This is a genomic window from Amycolatopsis sp. cmx-4-54, assembly GCF_046548895.1.
Classification (GTDB): Bacteria; Actinomycetota; Actinomycetes; order Mycobacteriales; family Pseudonocardiaceae; genus Amycolatopsis.
Window position 1 is genome coordinate 133,394 of the sequence record NZ_JAEBEJ010000016.1, and the last position, 21,511, is coordinate 154,904.

General features: G+C 69.2%; 14 protein-coding genes. 7 read left to right on the top strand and 7 right to left on the bottom strand.

What is annotated here, in order from left to right; translation table 11 throughout:
• Positions 1-93: 93 nt before the first annotated feature.
• The 4 genes from ACLJQ7_RS37750 to ACLJQ7_RS37765 all read right to left on the bottom strand — a co-directional run bounded on the left by ACLJQ7_RS37750 (position 94) and on the right by ACLJQ7_RS37765 (position 5,678).
• Complete coding sequence (locus ACLJQ7_RS37750) at positions 94-1,278, bottom strand: GNAT family N-acetyltransferase (RefSeq protein ID WP_410652973.1); 1,185 nt, start codon at positions 1,276-1,278, stop codon at positions 94-96.
• Between the two features lie 61 nt (positions 1,279-1,339).
• Positions 1,340-3,040 carry an ABC transporter ATP-binding protein gene (locus tag ACLJQ7_RS37755; protein ID WP_410652974.1) on the bottom strand — a complete coding sequence of 567 codons (1,701 nt, stop codon included), beginning with the start codon at positions 3,038-3,040 and terminating at the stop codon, positions 1,340-1,342.
• Positions 3,037-4,779, bottom strand: coding sequence for an ABC transporter ATP-binding protein (locus ACLJQ7_RS37760; protein ID WP_410652975.1), 1,743 nt, complete (start codon positions 4,777-4,779; stop codon positions 3,037-3,039). The genes ACLJQ7_RS37755 and ACLJQ7_RS37760 overlap by 4 nt, the downstream gene beginning before the upstream one ends.
• On the bottom strand, positions 4,776-5,678 hold the full coding sequence (locus ACLJQ7_RS37765) for an alpha/beta hydrolase (RefSeq protein WP_410652976.1): 903 nt from the start codon (positions 5,676-5,678) through the stop codon (positions 4,776-4,778). Before ACLJQ7_RS37765 ends, ACLJQ7_RS37760 begins: the two co-directional genes overlap by 4 nt.
• A 96-nt stretch (positions 5,679-5,774) precedes the next feature.
• Between ACLJQ7_RS37765 and ACLJQ7_RS37770 the strand changes: the two genes are divergently transcribed.
• From ACLJQ7_RS37770 to fxsT, 5 genes are all read left to right on the top strand, one after another.
• Positions 5,775-6,809: a PucR family transcriptional regulator gene (locus ACLJQ7_RS37770; protein ID WP_410652977.1), complete on the top strand. Its 1,035-nt coding sequence runs from the start codon at positions 5,775-5,777 to the stop codon at positions 6,807-6,809.
• 172 nt (positions 6,810-6,981) lie between these two features.
• Positions 6,982-7,698 (top strand): S1 family peptidase, encoded by a 717-nt coding sequence (locus ACLJQ7_RS37775; protein WP_410652978.1) that lies wholly within the window; start codon positions 6,982-6,984, stop codon positions 7,696-7,698.
• Between the two features lie 142 nt (positions 7,699-7,840).
• Entirely contained in the window at positions 7,841-9,652 is a 1,812-nt protein-coding gene (locus tag ACLJQ7_RS37780) for a hypothetical protein (protein ID WP_410652979.1), read from the top strand.
• Between the two features lie 13 nt (positions 9,653-9,665).
• Positions 9,666-10,748: an AAA family ATPase gene (locus tag ACLJQ7_RS37785; protein WP_410652980.1), complete on the top strand. Its 1,083-nt coding sequence runs from the start codon at positions 9,666-9,668 to the stop codon at positions 10,746-10,748.
• 1 nt (position 10,749) lies between these two features.
• The gene (gene fxsT / locus ACLJQ7_RS37790; protein WP_410652981.1) at positions 10,750-15,141 is read left to right on the top strand and encodes an FxSxx-COOH system tetratricopeptide repeat protein; all 4,392 of its coding nucleotides are present in this window, start codon (positions 10,750-10,752) and stop codon (positions 15,139-15,141) included.
• Position 15,142: 1 nt separating this feature from the next.
• On the opposite strand, the gene ACLJQ7_RS37795 is transcribed toward fxsT, so the two are convergent.
• The 3 genes from ACLJQ7_RS37795 to ACLJQ7_RS37805 all read right to left on the bottom strand — a co-directional run bounded on the left by ACLJQ7_RS37795 (position 15,143) and on the right by ACLJQ7_RS37805 (position 17,948).
• Entirely contained in the window at positions 15,143-16,960 is a 1,818-nt protein-coding gene (locus ACLJQ7_RS37795) for an aKG-HExxH-type peptide beta-hydroxylase (RefSeq protein ID WP_410652982.1), read from the bottom strand.
• Entirely contained in the window at positions 16,960-17,157 is a 198-nt protein-coding gene (locus ACLJQ7_RS37800) for a hypothetical protein (RefSeq protein WP_410652983.1), read from the bottom strand. Before ACLJQ7_RS37800 ends, ACLJQ7_RS37795 begins: the two co-directional genes overlap by 1 nt.
• 77 nt (positions 17,158-17,234) lie before the next feature.
• Complete coding sequence (locus tag ACLJQ7_RS37805; protein ID WP_410652984.1) at positions 17,235-17,948, bottom strand: Crp/Fnr family transcriptional regulator; 714 nt, start codon at positions 17,946-17,948, stop codon at positions 17,235-17,237.
• A gap of 186 nt (positions 17,949-18,134) precedes the next feature.
• On the opposite strand from ACLJQ7_RS37805, the gene ACLJQ7_RS37810 reads away from it, so the two are divergent.
• Positions 18,135-18,548, top strand: a complete 414-nt coding sequence (locus ACLJQ7_RS37810) for a hypothetical protein (RefSeq protein ID WP_410652985.1) — start codon at positions 18,135-18,137, stop codon at positions 18,546-18,548.
• Between the two features lie 373 nt (positions 18,549-18,921).
• Positions 18,922-21,453, top strand: coding sequence for a phosphocholine-specific phospholipase C (locus ACLJQ7_RS37815; protein WP_410652986.1), 2,532 nt, complete (start codon positions 18,922-18,924; stop codon positions 21,451-21,453).
• Positions 21,454-21,511 lie beyond the last annotated feature (58 nt).

Sequence of the window (21,511 nt, forward strand, 5' to 3'; positions counted from 1 at the left end):
GGCCGCCCGGGCACAGGTGTATCAGGTCAGCTTCGCCGACGGACGTCATGTTGTCGCCGCCGTACGGCCACGCGCGGGTGTGCTCGCGCGTGATCAGAACCAGTGCAGGCAGTGCGGCGAACGCTCCGTACGGAAAAGAGCGTCGGCCAGCGCGGCCGCACCAGGGCGATGGGCCCGGACGCGCCCGGCCCGCACGAGCAGGCTCGGGGCGGTGCCGCCGAGATAGATCGAGCCAAGGTCGCTCACGTCCAGGGACAGGTCGGGTTCGGTGTCGGTCGGGACGCAGTCCGCCTCACCGCCCCGGACGGTGAGCAGGTACCGGCCGCGCTCGCCGAGCGCCGGGTCGTCGACGTCGAGGACGAGCTCGCCGTCGGTGGACCATCCGCGTGCGGTGAGCGCGCGCGGCACGTCCAGCAGCCGCACCCAGAGCCAGTCCGTGTCGTCGCCGACTTCGCCGGCCCGGAAGTCCTCGAGCTGCCACCGCAGCGGATGATCGGGCGGGCAGTGCTTGAACACGACCTCGGTGGTCAGGTCGTGTTCGAGCATGAACCGGGCCAGGGCCGTGGACACCTCGTCGTCGACGGCGATGGTCTCGTCGACGGTCAAGGTGCTCGGTTCGGTGAGTGAGTACGAGGCGTACCCGTCCGGGCTGCCGTCGGCGTCGCGGTGAACGGCGATGTAGCGCGCCGCCCGGGAGATCGGCGGCTGCCCGGCGCCCAAGGACCACCAGCGGTGCGGTCGTGACAGCGCGCCGGGCCGGGCGCGGCGATATCGGTCGTAGATCTCCTCCAGGAGCTCGCCGCACTCGGCCCGGCGTAGCACCTCGATCGAGCCAACGGCCGTCCCGCCGGCGAAGGCGGCCCGATGGCGCTGCACTGTCAGACGCCCGGTGTAGGTCGCGGGGCCGTAGCCGAACCGCCGGTAGATCAGCGCCTCCGACGCCAGCAGGACGGAGATGAACTCGCCCCGCTCCCGGAACTCGGCGAGCTGATGCCGCATCATCGCGCTGAGCACCCCTCGCCGCCGGTGCGAGGGCAGGACGCCGACGGCGGTCACCCCAGCGACCGGGACGACGACCTCGCCGGGCAGCGTGAGCTCGAACGAGTACGCGGCGGCCGTGCCGACGGGCCGCCCGTCCTCCGTCACCGCGAGCAGGCCGCGGTCCAGTTCGAGCGCGGACCAGGTCTCGCCCGCGGTGTCCGGGAAACGGGCGAACGCGGTGAACATCGTGTCGACGAAGACGTCGCGGTCCTCGGCGGTCGTGGAGCGGATCTTCATCGGCCCAGTCTTCATCGGCCCAGGTTTCATCGGCACAGTGCATTGCCGTTCCCGCGTGGCGTCAAGCGATTTGCAGTTCGAGGAACCCGGCGTACCGGCCACCGAGCCGGACCAGCTCGTCGTGGCTTCCCTCCTCCACGATCCGGCCGCCGTCCACGAAGACCACGTGATCGGCGCGTTCGACGGTCCGCAGCCGATGCGCCACCAGCACCACGGTCCGGCCGGCCATGAGCCGTTCGATTCCTTCGTGGACGGCCGTCTCGTTGACCGGATCCAGTGCCGACGTCACCTCGTCGAGCACCACGATCGGCGCGTCCTTCAGCAGGGCACGCGCGATCGAGACCCGCTGGCGTTCCCCGCCGGACAGCAGCGCCCCGCCCTCGCCGACGTTCGCGGACCAGCCGCCGGGAAGCCGTTCGATCACCTCGTCCAGCCGGGCCGCCGTCGCGGCGGCCCGCACTTCGGCGTCGTCGGCGTCCGGACGGCCGAGCCGGATGTTCTCCTCGATCGTGCCGTCGAAGAGGTGGACGTCCTGGAAGACGATCGCGATCCGCGACATCAGGTCCTCGGTGCCCATCGCGCGGACGTCGACCCCGCCGACGCGGACCGCTCCCGAATCCACGTCGTGGAACCGGGCGAGCAGCTGCAGCACCGTGCTCTTCCCGGCGCCCGAAGGCCCGACGACGGCGAGCTTCTGTCCTTCGTGGACGGTCAGCGAGAGGCCGTCGAGCACCGTGCGGCCGCCGCGGGTGAAGACGACGGATTCGAATTCGAGGTCGTGCCGCTCCGGCCGGGCGGGGTCCGGTGGTTCCGGCAGTGGTTCGGTCCGCAGCAGCGTGTCGAGCCTCGTCAGCACCGAACGGGCGCCGCGGAGCTTACCGCCGATATCGGTCAGCGAGAGCAGCGGATCCGCGCAGCGCGCGGCCAGGACGAGGATCGTCAGCACCTCGGGCGCCCCGATACCCCCGCCGAGCGCGAGGAACGCGCCCAGCATCAGCAGGCCGGTGAACACCGCCTGAACCGTGAACGTCAGCCCCACGACACCGGGCAGCGCCGACAGCGTGGACCGGCGGTTCGCCCGCTGAAGGTCCCGCAGCGAGTCGTCGAGCAACCGGAACCGTTCCGAGGTGCGCCCGCCCGCGCGCAGTACCGGCTGCGCCCGCAGAAATTCGATGACCCGCCCGGTGGCCTCGTTTTCGCGTTCCGCGGCCTCTTCGTCGGCGGCGGCCATCGAACGGCCCGTCCAGACCTGGATGGCCGCCACGACCGGCGCCGCGATCAGCGCGGCCAGCCCCAGCCGCCAGTCGAAGACGAGGATCACGAACACGATCGTCAGCGGGGTGACGCACGCGGCGATGAACGGCGCCAGCAGATGCGCGATCACGCCCATCGCCTGCAGGACACCGGGTCCGGCCAGCGACGAAACCTCACCGACCCGTTTCCCGCTGTACCAGCCCATCGGCAGCCGGGCGAGATGGTCGCCGAACCGGTGGTACATCCCGCGCAGCAACGTCGTCCCGGCGCGGAAGCCGGAAAGATCGGCGCGGTAACGCAGGATCGCGAACACCGAGAAGGCCACGCCGAACGCGATCAGCCAGGGGACGGCGTCGCCAGGGGTGCTCCCGAGCAGGGCCCGCAGCAGGGGGACCAGCAACGCGTAGGACAGGCCTTCGACGATCGCGGTCGCCGTCATCAGTGCCACGGTGCGCCGCACGGGCGGGGCGTGGCCGGGTCCGAGGACGCTCAGCAACATCCGGATCATCGAGGTTCCCCCAGTGGTTCGGCGGAGCGGTGCGAACGCCAGAAGGCGGCGAACTTCCCGTTCCGTGCCAGCAGATCCGCGGGTTTCCCGCGTTCGGTGATGGTGCCGTTCTCCAGCAGTACGACGGTGTCGGCGTCGACGACGGTCTCCAGGCGATGGGCGATGACCAGGACCGTCCGGTCGGCGCGCGCCGTCGTCAGTGCCCGGCGCACGGCCAGTTCGGTACGCGGATCGGCGAACGCGGTGGCCTCGTCGAGTACCAGGACGGGCGTGTCGGCGAGCAGCGCACGGGCCAGCGAGATCCGCTGCGCTTCGCCGCCCGAGAGCCCGGTTTCCTCGTGCAGCACCGTTTCGTAGCCTCGCGGCAGTTCGAGGACGCGGTCGTGGATCTGCGCGAGCCGGGCGGCGCGCACGACGTCTTCGCGATCGGCGTGCGGTACGGCGAGCGCGATGTTGTCCGCGACCGACGCGCGCAGCAGGCGGACGTCCTGGAACACGAAGGAGACCTTGCGATACAGCTCCCGGCTGCCGATCTCGCGCAGGTCGACGCCGCCCAACAGCACCGAACCGTCCGTCGGGTCGAAGAACCGCGGCAGCAGAGTGACCAAAGTGGACTTCCCGCCGCCCGACGGCCCGACGAGCGCGGTGACCGTGCCCGGTTCGAGCGCCAGATCGATCCCGCGCAGGACCTCGCGGCCGGCCTCGTAACCGAACCGGACGCCGCGCAGTTCCACCCGATGGCCTCGCGGCGCGACGGGATCCGACGGCTCGGGCAGCGACGGGACCCCGAGCACCTCGCGGATCCGGCCGGTCGCGCGACGGGCGGCCTGGAGTTCGTCGAAGCCGTGGCCGAGCGCGGCGACGGGTGCGGTCAAGCCAAGGCCCAGTACCAGGAACGGCAGGAGATCCACCGGGGCGAGGCCGCCGCCGGTGATCAGGAGCGTGCCGCCGACCAGGACCACCAGCAGGACGAACGGCGGCGACAGCGCCAGCTGCATCCCCGCCGCCGGCCCGGCCATGCCGTGCACCCACCGGGTGAAGGTGGCGACGAAGGCGTCCGCCGCGGTGCGGAACCTGCGGTGGGCGCGGCCCGCGCCGCCGAACGCCTTGACCACGGCGATGCCCTGGACGAACTCGACGACCGAATCCGAGATCCCCGCCATACCCCGGTCGAACTCCTCCTGCTCACGCAGCCGGGAGGGCGTCATCATCAACGGGACCATGGCCACCGCCAACACCACCGGGATCAGGGTGATCAAGGTGAGCCGCCAGTCGATGGTGAGCAGGTAGACCAGCGACACCAGCGGGACGACGAAGGCGGACACGAGTTCGCCGGGGGTGTGGGCGATGAACGGGTGCACGGCGCCGACGTCCTCGCCGACGACCTTGGCCAGTTCACCGGTGCGGCGGCTCGAGAACCAGCCGATCGGCACGCGTCCCAGGCGTTCGGCCAGCAGACGGCGGAACGTGAGCTGGACCCGGCCGTCGAGCAGATGCCCGATCCCGGACGACGCGGCCGTGAGCACCAGCCGGACGAACAGCCCGGCCGCGCCCACGGCCACCGCCGTCCACACCCGGCTTGCGTCGGCCGGGCCGGGCACCAGCAGCGCCCTGCCCAGTTCGACGACCGCGAGCAGCGGCGCCAACCCCGAGATGGCGCCGATGACCTGCAAAACGACGACCGCGGCGAAACTTCCGGCGAACGGGCGCAGCAACCGAGCGGTCGTGGGTGCCGTCATGACGAGGCCAGGGCGCGGCGCAGGACGCCGCCCAGTTCGTCGATCTGGCGCCGGGACACCTCGGCGGACAGGATGGCCTGCGACCCGTGGAAGGTGCCCGCCCACTGGTGCAGTTCGACCGAAATCCCCGCCTGCAGCAGCCGGAGCGCGTACTCGATGTTCTCGTCGCGGTTGGGGCAGAACTCGGCGGAGGCCACATACGCGGGCGGCAGGCCGGAGAGGTCGGTGGACCGCGAAGGGGCGGCATACGGCGAAGACGCGGGCTTTCCGTTCAGGTAGTGCCCCCACGCGGCGGTGATCTTGGCTCGGTTCATCCACGGCGTGTCGGTGAAGTTCCGCGCCGACCACGACTCCTGCCGGTCGTCGAGCCCCGGCTGGTTGAGCAGCTGGAAGCAGATCGGCGGGCCGCCTTCGTCGCGGACCCGCAGTGCCGTCGCCGCCGCGAGCCCGCCGCCCGCGCTGTGCCCGCCGATCGCGATCCGGTCGGGGGCGACTCCGAGTTCGGCCGCGTGGTCCGCCGTCCAGTTCAGCACGGCGTAGACGTCGTCGAACGCGGCAGGGAACGGGTTTTCCGGTGCCAGCCGGTAGTCGACCGAGATCACCGTCGCGCCGGACGCTTCGGCGAGCCGTGCCGCCCAAGGATGTTCGGTCTCCAGGTTGCCCATGACCCAGCCGCCGCCGTGCAGCCAGATGATGGCGCCCTGTGCCTCCCGCGGCCGGTAGATCCGGATCGGGACGCCGGGTTCGCCGGGCACCGTCCGGTCTTCGACCTCCATGGCCGACGTGTCGGGCCGCGGCACGGACGTGGCGAGTTTCGTGAAGCTCACGCGGTCCGCGACCGGGTCGTCGAGTTTCGCCTGCGGGAACAGGGCGATGAAGGCTTCGAGTTCGGGATCCATGACCACGATCCTCCCGGCTCCCGGGCCGGAAGGCGGCCGCCATCCGTCGCGCGTGATCGCCTCTTCGCGCGACGATCGCCGCGTACGCTCGCGGACATGGAGGCACTGGCCGCACGGTTGTCGCATCTGGATCCCGACGTCGAGGGCGCGATCCGGGTCGTGATGTTCTACGACACCCTGATGCGGCGGCGGGTCGACCTCCCCGCGCTCGCGCGCGCCACCGCGGGACTGGCGGAATGCGTGGCGGGTATCCGGCTCCACAGCACGGGACGCACCCTCCGCATGGCGCCGGACGGCCGCGAAGCCGGGCCGGCCTCCGCGCCCGCGTCCATCACGGAGGCGATCACCCTCGACGACGAGGAGATCGGCACGGTGTGGCTGGAACGCGAGGGAGCACCCGACGCCCTCGACGAAGCGGTGCTGGACCGGCTCGCGATCGCCGTGGCGACGGTCGTCGAGCGGTACGGGCCGGCCCGCACCACCATGGCCGATCCGGCGCTGGTGGAACTCGTGATCAGCGCCGACGGCGACGACGCCGCGAGGACCCGGGCCCTGCGGCTGCTGGGTTTCCCCGCCGACGCGCCGATCCGGGTGGTCGCCGTCCGGTCGGGGCTCCCGCTCGAAAAAATCGGAAGCCTGATCTGCCCCGGCCGCCCGGTCAAGGCCGCGTCCCTCACCGACGTCGGCATCATCCTCGCCACCGCGGTGGATCCGGACCGTTTCCCGGAGGACGTCCGGGCGGGGATCGGAGAGACCGCGTGCCCGCATCGGTCCTGGCAGGACGCCAGGACCGCTTTGCGCTTCACGACCGCGCGCCGTCCGGTGATCCACTACGGCGACCTCGGAGCGCTGGCGTTGCTCGCGCGGATCCCGGAAGAGGACACGCGCGCCAACGCCGACGTCGTCGCGATCTCCAAGCTGGCGGCGGATCCCGAGGACCTGCGCACGCTGGACGCCTACTGCGCCACGGGTTCGGTGCGTCAAGCCGCCGATTCCCTGCACCTGCACCACAGCAGCGTCGCGCGCCGGCTGACCCAGATCGGCAGGAGCCTGGGCGTCGACCTGACCGATCCGCTCGGGCTGACCAGGGCGAGGCTCGCTCTCACCGCGTGGCGGCTGCTCGGCGAATGACTACCTAATGATCTTCGCCGGGTACTCAAAAACCGCCGCCGTCCGTCATGGAAATAAATAGGTAGCCCGCGCGAACTTTCGTCGGTTTCCGGGTTCCCTTGGCACGACACAGAATCAGCGCGTTCGTCCCCACTGAAGCGGCCGGAACCCCGCCGCAGAAATGAGTCGGAACATGCGACTGCGCTCTCTTGTCCTGCTGGCCGGCACCGCCTTCATGGCGCTGCTCGGTTCGACCGCCCCCGCCGCGACCGCCGCCGAGCCCTCGGGCGTGCAGCCGATGATCATCGGAGGCCAGTACGCGCAGAGCGGGCCGTGGGCGGCGCGGCTGTTCGTGAACGGGCAGCAGAACTGCAGCGCGACGATCATCGCGCCGCAGTACATCCTCACCGCGAAGCACTGTGTCGCCGGCAGCGGCAGCTACACGTTCCGGATCGGCAGCCTCGACCAGCAGAGCGGCGGCACCATGGCCACCGCGGCGAGCATCACCCGCCACTCCGGCGCGGACCTCGCCATCGTCCGGCTGACCAGCTCGGTCAACGCCACCTACGCGCCGCTCGGCACCACGAGCAACGTCGCGGTCGGCCAGAACGTCCAGGTCTACGGCTGGGGCGCGACCAGCCAGTGCGGTTCGGAGATCAACTGCCAGTCCCGGTACCTGAAGGTCGCCACCGTCCGGGTCAACTCGGTCAACTGCAGTGACTACAACGGTGGCGTGGCGGTCTGCGCGAACCGCGTCGACGGCATCACCGCCGGCGGCGACTCGGGCGGTCCGATGTTCTCCGGTGGCCGCCAGGTCGGCGTCGCCTCGACCAGCGACCGGTCGAACAACACCGCCTACACCAACATCACCCGCTACCGCAGCTGGATTCAGCAGATCGCCGGCGTCTGACCGCGTCCTGACCACTCGCCTGACCCAGCACGTTTCCGCCCCGTCCAATTTGTCAAGTGACACGCACCCTCCGGGCCGATCGACGCGATAATGTGGCGGTCGGCGCCGGAGGGTCGGCGCCGTGGACCTTGGGAGGGGGCCAGTGGCGCGACCGACGCGGGCTCTCGACCGCACGATCGTCGTGGTGGACGTCGTGGGGTTCACCGCGCCGGACCGCAACCCGCTCGACAGACTCGCCGTGCACCAAGGCATGTACGAGGTGCTGAAGACCGCTTTCGCCGAAAGCGGCATCGACTTCGATTCCTGCGCGCACGAGGACCGCGGCGACGGCGTGCTGGTCCTGCTGCCACCCGGAACGACGAAAAGCCTGGTCGCCGACCTGTTTCCGGATCGCATCGCGGTCGCCCTCCGCCGGTACAACCACACGCGGACGCCGCAGGCGCAAATGCGGCTCCGGGTGAGCCTCAACTCCGGCGAGGTGATCGACGACGGCAACGGATGGGTCGGTGAAGCGGTCGACATCGCTTTCCGCATTCTGGACGCGCAGCACGCGAAGGACGCGTTCGCGGAATCCGGCCGGATGATCGCGTTCATCTGTTCGCAGCGTTTTTTCGCCGATGTCATCGAAAGGGACCCGGGCCTCTTGCCCGAGTCCTACAGTCCGATACCCGTTTCGGTGAAGACTTTCACCGGAACGGCTTATTTACGACTGCACGGAGAAGTCACCGCGCCGGTCGCCAAATCCGCCGATCCGGCGTCGGTGGCCGCCGAAGACCTGTTTCTGGCCGAGCTGAACAGCGCCGTTCTGGATTTGATCCCCCGAAAGGATCTCGCCGGCCTGCACCGCAGGCTGACCCGGCTGAAAGTCCCCCAGTTGGCGGTCATGGTGAGCCGCGCGCTCGGTCCCGCGGTCCCGTTGCCGCGGCTGGACGGAATCACCGACGCGTGGGGCGCTTTCCACCTGCTCGCCGACTTCAACGCGGGGCCGGACGGTGTCCCGCCGGCCCTGACTTTTCTGGGCCTGCTCGCGGAAAACGTGGCGGACGAGCCCGCGGCCATGATCACGAACTGGATCGGTGACCAGGCCCGATCACTGCGGCTCGGTCCCGCTCTCGGGCATCAGCGGCAGAGCAGGCCACCGATTCCGGACCGGCCCCATTTACATCTGCTGATCATGCTCGAACCGGTTTCCGGGGATCCGACGCGTTGCACGCTCGCGTTCTGGCGGCAGGATGATCCGGAGGTCTGGCCGCCGTCACTCGGTGGAGTGCGCGAAATCGGGATAGACGAGGTCGAGTTCAGGGTCGACGACGTCATCTTGGAGACTGAAGGCGTCTGGTCCGGCCAGAGCATGTCCGCGTCGGTGGAATTCCTGCTGCCGAGGACATTGATCAATTTGCCCGTGCAGCGCTGGGCGAAGGAGCACGAGACCGGCCATCCCCAGCCGTTGCGCTACGGGTACCGGCTCGGAATACGGTCCTTGGAAAGGATGCGGGCGAGGCATTGGCATCGGGCATGGCACGTTCGCTGGGATTCGATGGTGAAGGACCCCGCCGCCGATCGGCTGCACTATTCCTCAGGCGCGGAGTTCGAGGATCACCCGATCGACGCCATCCTGAGCGACGATCGCTGGGTCGGCCTGGTATTGGCGAAACCCCCGTCGCCCCAAGGGGAACCGGGCGGCCTGCCGGACGAACTGACGAGCGCGCTCCGCAGCGGCCTTCCCGTGGTGCTCTGGCATCCGGACGCCGAGCCGGAGAACCTGCGCGAGTTGCTCGACTGGGTATTGGCCGCGGACAGCGGTTTCATCGAACTTCCGGATCGCCGCAAACTGGCGAATTCGGGTGCGGCGGTACCGTTCAAGAATTCTCTGGCTCACGATCTGGTGGTAATGTGGGACGATCCGAAACGTGTGATCGTTCTGGACCAGCCGTTGATCCCGACTCGACTGTAAGGGGATACCGCGGATGAGCGGGATCGATCAGGACACGGCCGTGAACGACCGGACGCCTCAGCACGATGCCCCCGATTGGTGGATCTACCGGGGAACCGGACGGCCCATTCACGACATCGATCTCGCGCAGTTGCTGCCCGCGCCGCCGCCGTGGCGTTCGTATCGCGGGGATCCGCCCCCGGAGGACGACGTGCCGCCGCCGGACGACGGCGAGGCGGAGCGTCGTCTCGGTACCGCGTTCACCCTGTCGGAGCTGACCGTCGACGCCGGCGAGCTGAACATGGTCAACGCCGCCCTGTACCTGCGCCGTCCGTTGCTGGTCACCGGAAACCCGGGCACCGGGAAGTCGAGCCTCGCGTATCGGATCGCCAGGGAACTCGGTCTCGGCAGGGTGCTGCGCTGGGCGATCACCAGCCATACCGCGCTGAGTTCCGGGTTGTACGGCTACGACGCGATCGGCCGCGTGCAGGCGGCGGCGACCAGTCAGGCGCAGCGCGGCGGCGAGGCGGAAGAACCACCGATCGGCGATTTCGTCCGGCTCGGCCCGCTGGGCACCGCTTTCCTCCCGAGCAGGTTGCCGCGGGTACTGCTGATCGACGAGCTGGACAAATCCGAAGCGGATCTGCCCAACGATCTGCTGTCGCTCTTCGAGGACGGCGAATTCTCCATCGAGGAATTGGCGCGCGTGCGCAACCGGCATCCCGAAGTCACCGTGCACACCGCCGACCCGCAGCGCACCGCGACGGTCCGCGACGGCCGGATAGCCTGCCACGCCTTCCCGATCGTCGTCATGACCAGTAACGGCGAACGGGAGTTCCCGCCCGCCTTCCTGCGCCGCTGCCTGCAATTGCGGATAGAGAACCCGGACGAGGAGCAGCTCGCGGCGATCGTGGCGGGCCATCTGGTCGACGAGAACGGCGAACACCGGGACAGGCTCATCCGGGAGTTCGCCGAACGGAGCAAGGCGGAAGGCGGTCTCCCCACCGACAGGCTGCTCGACGCCGTCTACCTCGCGACGTCGGGTGCGTACCAGCCGGATCAGGAGGCATGGCCGCGGCTGGTGGACGCGCTCTGGCAACGACTGACGGTGCGGTGACGTGGACGGGCCGGGCGGTGTGTCCGACTCGCGTTCCGCCCCGGTGGCGGAGCGGCGGAAGACCGGTTCCCCCCAGGGGGTGAAGCGGTTCGGGTTCGAGGACCTGAGCTGGACCGACGTCGCCGACATCGTGTGGCTGGCCGCGGCCATCTCGCCGCGGCGGGCCGCCGACGGATCCGATCCGGCCGAGGAGCCGGAGGAGCCTCCGGAGAAAGTGCGGATCCGCAACGCTCCCGCCGAGCGCGGGGAAACCCTGGAACCGCCCGGATCGGAGCTGTCCCGGATCGCCGGCGCCGAGGCTCCCGCGGAGGACGGAGATCAGGTCGTCGCGATCGAAGCCGTACCCGGAGAGCTGCCCGAACCCGCGGTCGACGGCACCGGACCGGGGGGAGTGGTACTCCTCGAATCGCTGGAGTACTTCCGCGCACTGAGATCGCTGAAACGGGAAACGGTCTCGCGGCGACACGACAATGTGGTCCTGGACGAAGTGGCGACCGCCGTCCGGGTCGCGGAGACCGGCCGGTGGTGGCCGGTCACCCGATCGAGCAAGGAGCGCTGGCTGGACCTGACGCTCGTCCTCGACAATGGTCCCTCGATGGCGTTGTGGCGGCCGAGGGTGTCGGCGTTCGTCGAATTACTCCGGCAAGCGGGTGCTTTCCGTACCATTCAGGTCCGGCTGCTGGAAACCGCGAAGGACAGCGAAGAGGGACTCGTTCTTCGTGGTGGCACACCCGGTGCGCCCGCCCGCGACCCGAACGAGATCATGGATTCTTCGGGACGGCGGGCCGTGTTGCTGCTGACCGACGGTGTCGGCGATGCCTGGCAGCACAAGGACGCGCTGTACCCGGTGCTGGCGCGCTGGGGAAGGACGATGCCGGTGAGCATCGTCCACCTGCTGCCGCCATGGCTGTGGGGTCGGTGCGGCATGGATCCGCACAAGGCGTGGTTACGGGTCCCGAACGCGTTGGCACCCAACAGCAGATGGGGTTGCGACCTCGCGGACGCCTGGCTCGAACCCGGCTCGAAAGTGCCCGGCCACCTCGTCCCGGTGCCGGTGCTCGAACTGCGGCCGCGGTCGCTGGGCTGGTGGGCCGGACTGATGACCGGCGAGAACGCCGGTGCCGCCGAAGGAACGGTAGTCCTCGCCACGGAACGGATTTCCCGGTCCGATTCCGCCGACCCGCCGGTAACTTTGTCACCCGCCGAAAGAGTGCACAGATTCCGCAGTGTTGCGTCACCGCCGGCGCTACGCTTGGCGCAGTTGCTCGCGGCGGTACCGGTCCGTCTCGACATCGCGAAGCTGGTCGGACAGCGGTTCGTACCGGAAGCGGGAGTGGAGCACCTCCTCGAACTTTTGCTTTCGGGGATGATGTACGCTCCCGCACTCAGGGAGGGCGAGTCCACTTGGGACACCGACGGGGTCTTCGCTTTTCCCGAGGCAGTCCGGGAATTGCTGCTCAGTGGCGCACGACGGTCGGAAACGGCCAGTGTCGTCCGAGTGGCCGCCACCCATTTCGGTGACCGGATCAGGCTGCTCGGTCACCTCCGGGACGCCATCGCCGACCCGAACAACACACCGGATCCAGACCTCACCCGCGAGTCCCCGGCCGATGTGGAATTGGAAGGCGCGCTCATGCGCGCGCTTTCCGGACCGTACCTGTCCCGGGCCGACCGGCTGCGCAACGCGGTAAAAGGCAGGGGTCTCGTCGCACCGGAATCTGAATCAATAAAGAAGGCTGTGAGCCCAAAAATGCCTGAGACGGCCGAACGTCCACCTGCTTCGACACCTGTGCCACAGGGACGCTCGACTCATCTCGGCGAGCCCGACGCGAACGAACCGACGACGAGGATCGTCCACCCTTCGGCGGCGGACAGTTCCCGGCACTTCCCCAACCGGCAGCCCGAAGACCCGCCGCTGGTCTTCGGGAACGTCCCCCCGCGCAATCCCAACTTCACCGGTCGCGACGAACTGCTCGACCAGCTCACCAAACGATTGAGCAGCGGTACCACCGCCGTGCTCCCTTCGGCGCTGCACGGTCTCGGCGGTATCGGCAAGACGCAGATGGCCACCGAGTACATCTACCGGCACCTCCAGGATTACGACCTCGTCTGGTGGATCGACGCCGCGCATACGACCCAGATCCGTGCCGGTCTCACCGAACTCGCCGGGATGCTCGGCCTGCAGGGCGCGTCCGAGGCCAGCGTCGCGGTTCCGGCGGTCATCGAGGCACTCCGGACCGGACGGCCGTTCCGGCGCTGGCTCCTGGTCTTCGACGCCGCCGAAAGCCCGGACACCGTGCTGCCGTTCTTCCCGCGCAACGGTCCCGGTGAAATCCTGATCACCTCGCGCAACTCCGATTGGGCGGGGATCGCGCGGCCGCTGGAACTGGCGGTGTTCAAACGCGAGGAAAGCGTCGAGTTGCTCGGACGCCGCGGTCCGGAGATCGACCCGGCCGACGCCGACGAACTCGCCGAAAAACTCGGCGATCTGCCGTTGGCCGTCGAACAGGCGGCGGCCTGGCGCGCGGTGACCGGGATGCCGGTGCAGGAGTATCTGCGCCTGTTCGACGAGTCGGTCGAGGAAATCCTCGACACCGCCTCGGCGCCCGACAACGAGGTGTCCGTCGCCGCGGCCTGGAATGTTTCGTTCGAGGAGCTGAAGACCCGCAACCCGGCGGCGCATCAGATCCTGCACATCTGCGCCTTTTTCTCGCCGGAGCCGATTTCGCGTGACCTGCTCACCGGGGTCAACCGGGTGTCGATCTCCCCGGAGCTCGACGCGGCCCTGCGTGACCCGATCAAACTCGCGCGGGCCATCCGGGACATCAACCGGTACGGCCTCGCGAAGATCGACCACGGCAACAACACCCTTCAGCTGCACCGGCTGGTCCAGCTGGTCCTGCGCAACCGGGTCATGGCCCGTCAGGTGCACGCGCGGATGCAACACGGTGCCCACCAGCTGCTGGCCGCGCTGGACCCGAACGACCCCGAGTCCAGCAGGCACTGGGCGCGCTACCGCGAACTGCTGCCGCACGCCTACGCCGCGAATGTGCTGGGCTGCGACGACGACTGGCCGCGTCAGCTCTACATCAACCTGATGCGTTACCTGTTCGAGTACGGCGATCACGAGGAGGCCGCCCGGCTCGGCCTCGAAGCTCGGAAGAGGTTCACCGACGCCCTCGGCCCCACCCATCCGCAGACGCTCGAAGTCTCGTCGAGGCTGGGGCTCTATCTGTGGGCGATCGGCCGGTACTCCGAAGCCGCGGAACTCAATCAGCGCACTCTCGCGCTGCGCCTTCAGGTGTCCGGTGAGGAGAACGAGGAGACCTTCGCCCTCCAGCGGAACATCACGATCGACCTGCGGGCGCAGGGCGACTTCGCGGCGGCGACCAAACTGAGCGAAGAGATCTACCAGAAGTCCAAACGCATGTTCGGCGAGGACGACCCGGAGACACTCAACGCCGCGTACCAGCACGCCATCAGCCTCCGGTTGAGCGGTGCCTACCGCGCCGCCGCGGAACTGGACCAGGACACCCTCCGGCGCCGGATCGAGGTACTCGGCCGCGATCACGTCCGCACCTTCAGTGTCAACGCTTCCTTGATCGTGGACCTGCGCGAGGCGGGGGACTACGGCCAGGCCCGGGTGCAGCAGGAAAGGCTCACGGAGAACTTCCACGCGCGGTTCGGCCCGGACCAGCTGGACAGCGCGACCCATTCGTTCCTGCTTTCCGTGAACCGGCGTAAGGACGGCGACCATGCGGGCGCGCTCAGCATGTCCACGGACGCCCTCAAGAGGTACCGGTTCGCCTATGGTGACGACCACTCCGTCACGATGAGCTGCGCTCTCGCCCATTCGCTCGACCTTCGTCACTCGGGTGACTTGGCCGCGGCGAAGCGGCTCGGTGAGGAGACCTTCGAGCGATACCGGAGCGGACTCGGCGAGCATCACCCGCACACCCTCGTCGCCAATGTCGACCTGGCGGTCACCTTGCGGCTCATGGGCGACGCCGCGGCCGCTCGTGTCCTCGACGAGCGCGCCCTCGAGCAGTTCCGGGCCGGCATCGGCCCGGACCACCCGTACGCCGTCGCCGCCACGATCAACCTGGCGAGTGACCTGGCGGCGCTGGGTGAGTTCGACCGGGCGGTGGAACTGGGACGGGACGCGGTCGAGCGCGGTACGCAGGTACTCGGCGAAGACCATCCGACGGTACTGGCGGCGTGCTTCAACCTCGGACTGGACCTGACCGAGCTCGGCCGGACGGACGAGGCCGTACCGTTCCGCGACCCGATCCTGGTGCGGTACCGCCGGGTCCTCGGCGAGGCCCACCCCGGAACGCAGGCGGCGGGCCGGGGTGCCCGCGCCAACTGCGACATCGACCCGATCCTGATGTGAATCAGCCCGGGACGAGTTGCCCGATCCAGGCGGCGAGCTGTTCCACGGTCGGTGGCCGCGGAACGGCTCGCAAGGACCGATGCACGGCTCGGACGAGTTCGGGGCAGTGCAGCAGGGCGCGGGCGGCGGGATGCGGGCCTCGGGCGGCGAGCGCGAGGCCCAAGCCGACCAGGGAGTTCGGCCGGTCGGGATCCGTGGCGAGTTCCCGCCGGTAGGCCTGGACCGCTTCGAGGAAGTCGCCCGCGGTGTAGGCGAAATCGGCGGCGGTGGCGCCGGGTACGGCTGGAGGACGTCCGTCCGGCGACAGCGGTGTGTCGCCGACGGCGAGCCGGATCAGGTCCGTTCTGGCGTGGGACCAGGCTCCGTCCGGTACCGGCGTCGGGGGAAGGTCCGGGGCGTCGAGGGTGATCGGCGGCCTCGGTCTTCCGGCGAGCCATGCCCCCGCCAGCTCGGTGACCACGGACGGATCCGGCCGCAGGTGGCGGACCCGCCAGCCGGCGAGGTGATCCCGGCCGGCGGCCGCGGCCGGTTCGCGCGCCTCCGCCGGTACGGGCTCGTCCTGCCAGGGGCCGAGGCGTTCGGCGATGCCGTCGAGGAACCGGCGTCCGGCGTCGGTCAGTGTCGGGTCCACGCGCAGGACCCGCAGAGTGCGCCACGTCTGCTCGCGCCAGAACGCGAATTCGAAGGCGGAGCGCCGGGGACCTTGACCGGCACGGGCCAATGCGCGCCAGAACGCGGTGACCCCGAAAAACGCGTAGACCCCTTGCAGGGCACCGTTCACGGGCCGTGGATCATCCCGCCAGGTCACGTAGATCCGTTCACCGGGATCCGGTTCGTACAACTCGACCAGATGCAGCAGGCCGCCGAGCACGATGTGCTGGAACTCGTGGATCAAGGTCTCCGCGAGGGACGCGCCGTCGGCGGGCAGGCCGACCACCGCGCTGCCGAACGCCTCCCCGGTCGACGCGCTCGGATTCCGGAAGAGCACCTGGGGTTTGGGCACCACTGAGGCGAGCCCCACGGGCATGATGCGAGCCAGGCCGGGGAGATGGGCGGCGATCAGACGGCAGGCTTCGTCGATCAGCCGCTGCCAATCGGCGAATTCCTTGGCAGGCAGGCGTTCCGGTGGGATCGGTTCGTAAAGCCCGCGGTAGGGGTCGAGATCGTCCAGCAACAGGGAGAACCGGTGTGCGCCGACCTGGCTCCGCACCCGTCGGATTCCCCACCAGCCGGGTGCGCCGGTGTCGGGCGAGCCGGGCAGGCGGACCGTCGTTTCGGCGTTCGAGACGAAGTACCGGCCGTTCTCGCCGCGCACGATGGCCGAGGAAAACGGCGCGGTACCGGGAAATCTCGCCATGCCGAGGGAAGGGAGCATGGCGTTGCCGTGCCAGGCCGGGATGGCCGTCTCGAAGTCGAGCTCCGCCCGGATCGCCGCGGCCGCCGCGATCGCGTGCGCGTGGCCCAGATGCATCCACAAAGGACCGACACCGTCGATCCCGTCGCGCAGCAGGCGAGTCGTGTAACCCGCCCAGCTTCCGGTGTACGGGTTGGTGAGCATCCGGTTCACCGCGCGGGGTGCTCGTGCCTCGGCACGTGCGAGGAGTTCCCAGGCGGAATCCAGCGAGGGCAGGGGACCTGAATGGCCCGGCGTCTTCGTGGCCTCGGTCAGCAACGCGTGAATCAGCAGTTTGCGACGGCTTCGCTCGGCCCGCCGCAACCGCCGGGCCATGTCCTCGTCGCCGTCAAGGCGCGCCAGCGCGTCGAAGTCCCGCCACGACAACCGGTGGAACGCGGGGCGAGCCTCGGCGGGCGGCGGCATCAGTCGATGCGCTCGCCGCCCGCGCTGGCAGCGCTTCTGTAGCGCGCGTGGACGCGTCGGGTGCGTTCGACGACGTGGAGCGCGGACTGGCGGAAGGCTTCGCCGTCCAGCTCCCGTAACGCGGTGAAGGAGACCGCGTCGAGATCGATCAACGCCGATTCGATGTCCGGTTCGGTGTTCGCCGAGAAAGAACTCATCGTGCCGATTCCCTCCACCCCGTGGAACGGTTGCCAGAGTCGAACCTCGACAAGGATAGCCGAGATTTCGCGACCGATCAGGCCTCGGCGGGCGGTGGTGGCCGCCCGGCCGCCAATTCCCGTAATGCGCGAGGACGGGTGATCGTGACGCGCTGGCGCGCGGTGCGCACGACGCCCAGCCGCCGGAGTTCTTCGAGTCCCCGGATCAGGGTGCTGCGCGAAACGCGCGCGAAGCCCGCCAATTCCCCTTGGTTGAACCGGAGATCGACCTGCTGCCCGTCCGTCCAGTCGACGGCGTGCTGCAGCGCCAGCTCCAGGAGAACCGCGGCGAGACGTTGTGGGAAATCCGGCCCGCCCGCTTCGAGGCGCAGCCGGTCGGACTGCTGCAGGCGGATCGCCGCGGTACGGAAGATTTCTTCGGCGATACGCGGCCGGTCTCGCAGGACGCCGAGGAATTTCTCCCTCGGCACGACGAGGGTGCGCACCTCGTCGATCGCCGACATGGTGGCGGACCGGGGGAGCCCGCTGATCGGGGCCAGCTCGCCCACGATCTCCGCCGGGCCGCGGGCGGCGAGCGGCGCGTCCTCGCCGCGGTAGTTGGTGGCGCTGATCTTCACCCAGCCATGGAGGACGACGAACATACTGGTGGGCGGACTGCCCTGGAGGGCGAGGATCTGGCCTGGCCGCCACACCTTCACATGGCCCGCGCGCCGGAGAGCCGACTGCTCCGCGGGCGTCAGCCGGCCCCAGGTTCCGTAGCCACCGTGGTCACCCGATGGAGAACCGGTCATCCTGACCCTCCGGATCGCCGGGGGCCGGATTCGCGCTGTGTTCCATTTGACGCATCAGCCACTCCCCCGACTCGTCAGCATGGTCAGTGGGCAGAACGACCCGGAAGTTTCGCACCGCAACCGGTAATTGTGCCAGGCAAGGGGTGAGTTCACCAGGCCTCGGGCCGGCGACGGGGGGAGGACGTCATGCGCAGCGCCGAAAGTGTCATGAAACGGCCGAAGGATCACCGGCGTGAACCGGCCGTACCGAATCCGCGGACGCCGCGGGCATTCGGCCGAAGACCGGCCTTCTTCGCGCCGCACCCGCCGTTGATGTCCGGCGGGTGGTATCAGGGCGAAGACCACGAGGTCGTCGGCCCGGGGCGGTATCCGGTTCCGCGTCCGCCCGCCAAATCGGTGAAGGCGGCGTTGTCGTGGGTGCTCTTTCTGGGGCCTTTGGGCTTTTGTTATGTGTCGCCCGTCGGTGGGCTGATCGCGACGGCGGTTTCGGTCACGGCGATCACTTTCGGCGGGGCCGCGTCGATGGCCGTGATCTGGCCCGTGGTCATGCTTCTCGCGGTGGCGGCGTTGTCCGGCCGTCGGGACGACACCACGAAATGACGTCCGGCCGGTTTCCGGCCGGGTGAACCGGGTGGGGGACGCTCAAGGGGGGCGGCCCCCACCACGGTTTGCGTGCCGGTGCGTTCGGTACATGAAGGCCCCCTTCCTGTACCCAGGCGCAAGGATGGGGGCCTTCATGTACTTGGCGAGGCCTTCACGGACCGGACGGCTAATGACCCCGAACACTCATGACCCCGGCACCGGCGGCGGGATCTACCATCCGAAAGTCGCGTCTTGTTGCTCCGATCATGCAGCCCGCAGACGGAACTCTTGAACCGATCAGGCCCGTATGCTTCTATCTGCTCGGTAGTCGCAGAAAAGGTGCAGTTTCGAACACGTTTGATCGGGTTCAACGCAGTTCCTGGAGGGCTCCGTGCGCCGTCGTACCCTGCTGAAGGCCGCTGGCGCGGCTTCCGCTTTCACCTTGCTTCCGGCGAGTGTCCGGCAGGCGCTGGCCGCGGAAGCGCCGACGGGCGGGCTCGAAGTCATCGAGCACGTCGTGGTGTTCATGCAGGAGAACCGGTCGTTCGACCATTATCTGGGGACGCTGCGCGGAGTGCGGGGTTTCGCCGATCCGGCCGCGATCAAGCTGCCGTCCGGAGCGTCGGTCTTCCAGCAGCCCGACGGCGCGGGAACCCTGCTGCCGTATGCGATCGACGACCAGTTCATGGCCGACGTCGACCACAGCTGGTCCGGCGGGCACCGGGCGTGGAACAAGGGCCGCCACGACGCGTGGCGCGCGGCCAAGGGCGTGCGTTCGCTGACCTATCACCAGCGTTCGGCGCTGCCGTTCTATCACGAACTGGCCGACGCGTTCACGGTCTGCGATGCCTACCACTGCTCGGAAATGGGCCCGACCAACCCGAACCGGATGTACCTGTTCACCGGCAAACTCGGCTTCGAACCGGACGGCAAGACCCGCGCGATCGGCAACGACGCGTGGCAGAACCCCGGGCACACCGGTTACACCTGGAAGACCTACGCCGAGCGGCTCCAGGCCGCGGGCCGCAGTTGGCGGGTCTATCAGGAATGGGACAATTACGGCGACAATTCGCTGGACTATTTCAGTAGTTTGCTGGCCGTCGGCACCAAGGCCCTGTCGAAGGTGAAGGACTCCGCGGGCAAGGCCTTTCCGAAGCTCGAGTATTTCTACTACGCCCTGGATTCGGCCTCGGCCGCCGAACGGACCCGGCTGCTCGACGGACTCGCCGCGGGGGTGGCGACCTTGACCGCGACCGAGCGCGCTCTGTACGACAGGGGTTTGGCGAGGCTCGCGCCGAAACAGTTGCCGATCGCCTTCAAGGCCGACGTCGACGCGGGCAGGCTGCCGTCGGTGTCGTGGATCGTCGCGCCGGAATCGCAGACCGAGCATCCCGCGTGGGGGCCCAACACCGGGGCCGAGCTGGTGAAGTCGATCCTCGACGCGATCGCCTCCAAACCCGGCGTGTGGAACAAGACCCTGTTCCTGCTGACCTACGACGAAGACGGTGGCTTCTTCGACCACATGCCACCGCCCGCGCCGCCGTTCTCCGACGACGAGGGCAAGAGTTCCGTCGCCACGACCGACGAATTCGTGTCCGGTGAACCGATCGGGCTGGGCGTGCGGGTGCCCATGTTCGTCATCTCGCCGTGGAGCCGGGGCGGGAAGGTGTGTTCGGAGGTCTTCGACCACACTTCCGTGCTGCGGTTCCTGGAACGGTGGAGCGGTGTCGCCGAGCCGAACATCTCGCCGTGGCGGCGCACCGTATGCGGCGACCTGACTTCGGCGCTGGACACCGCGGCGCCGAACGCGAGCTATCCGGCGCTGCCCGCACCGGTGCCGACGAGCGGGCCGTGGAACACCCAGCCGCAGCCGCCTTCCGTGCAGAAGCCGCCGGTTCCGGAGACCGGTATCCGGCCCGCACGGCCCCTGCCTTACCGGTTCGAGGTTTCCGGCCGGGTGACGGCCGAGCGGTTCTGGATCGACTTCGCCAACACCGGAACCGCGGGCGCTCACTTCTACGTGTACGCCAACGCGCACCGCACCGACGGGCCTTGGCGCTACACGCTCGGCGCGAACGCGACGCTCTCGGACTACTGGCAGGCGGGTTCCCCGGAAGGCGCGTATGACCTCACCACGCACGGCCCCAACGGTTTCCTTCGCCGGTTCGCGGGTAATCGGATCACCGCGACCACCGGCGGCGCACCGAATCCGGAAGTCGTGCTGCGGCCGGGTTCCGGTGTCGTGTACCTGAAGATGACCAACGCCGGCGCCGCGTGCGAGCTGACTGTGCGCACCGGCAACCGGGGTGGCGGACCGTGGACGTACACGGTCGCCCAAGGCGCGACGGTGGAGGACTGGTTCAGCACCGAAGGCGGCATGGGTGGCTGGTACGACCTGACCGTTCAGGGGCCGGGCGGATTCCTTCGCCGCTTCGCGGGGCATGTCGAGACGGGTGCCGAGACCATCAGCGACCCGGTGATGGGCTCGGGGCCGCTCGCCGCCACCGTCCGCTCGGCCGACAGCCAGGAGACCGCGGGCGAGTCCGGCGCCGCCACGAAGGCCGTCGACGGTGATCCGGCCACCCACTGGCACACCAAGTGGTCCGGCGGGGCGGACCCGTTGCCCCACGAACTGCAACTCGACCTGGGCGCCGCCCGCACTGTCACGGGGCTGGCCTATCTGCCGCGTCAGGACGGTTCCGGCAATGGCCGCGTCGGCGCATACGAGGTCTACCTGAGCGCCGACGGGTCGGCTTGGGGAAGCCCCGTCGCCACGGGTACCTTTGCCGACGACGCCGCCCGGAAGACCCTGCGGTTCTGGCCGGCTCGAGCGCGCTATGTGCGGTTCCGCGCCCTCACCGAGGCGGGCGGGCGCGGCCCGTGGACGTCGGCGGCGGAGGTGACCCCGCTCGGCTGGACGTGACCCGAACGGGCAGAATTCCTTGTCCCAAAGGGAAAGATGTGCGTCGGCCGCCGAGGTT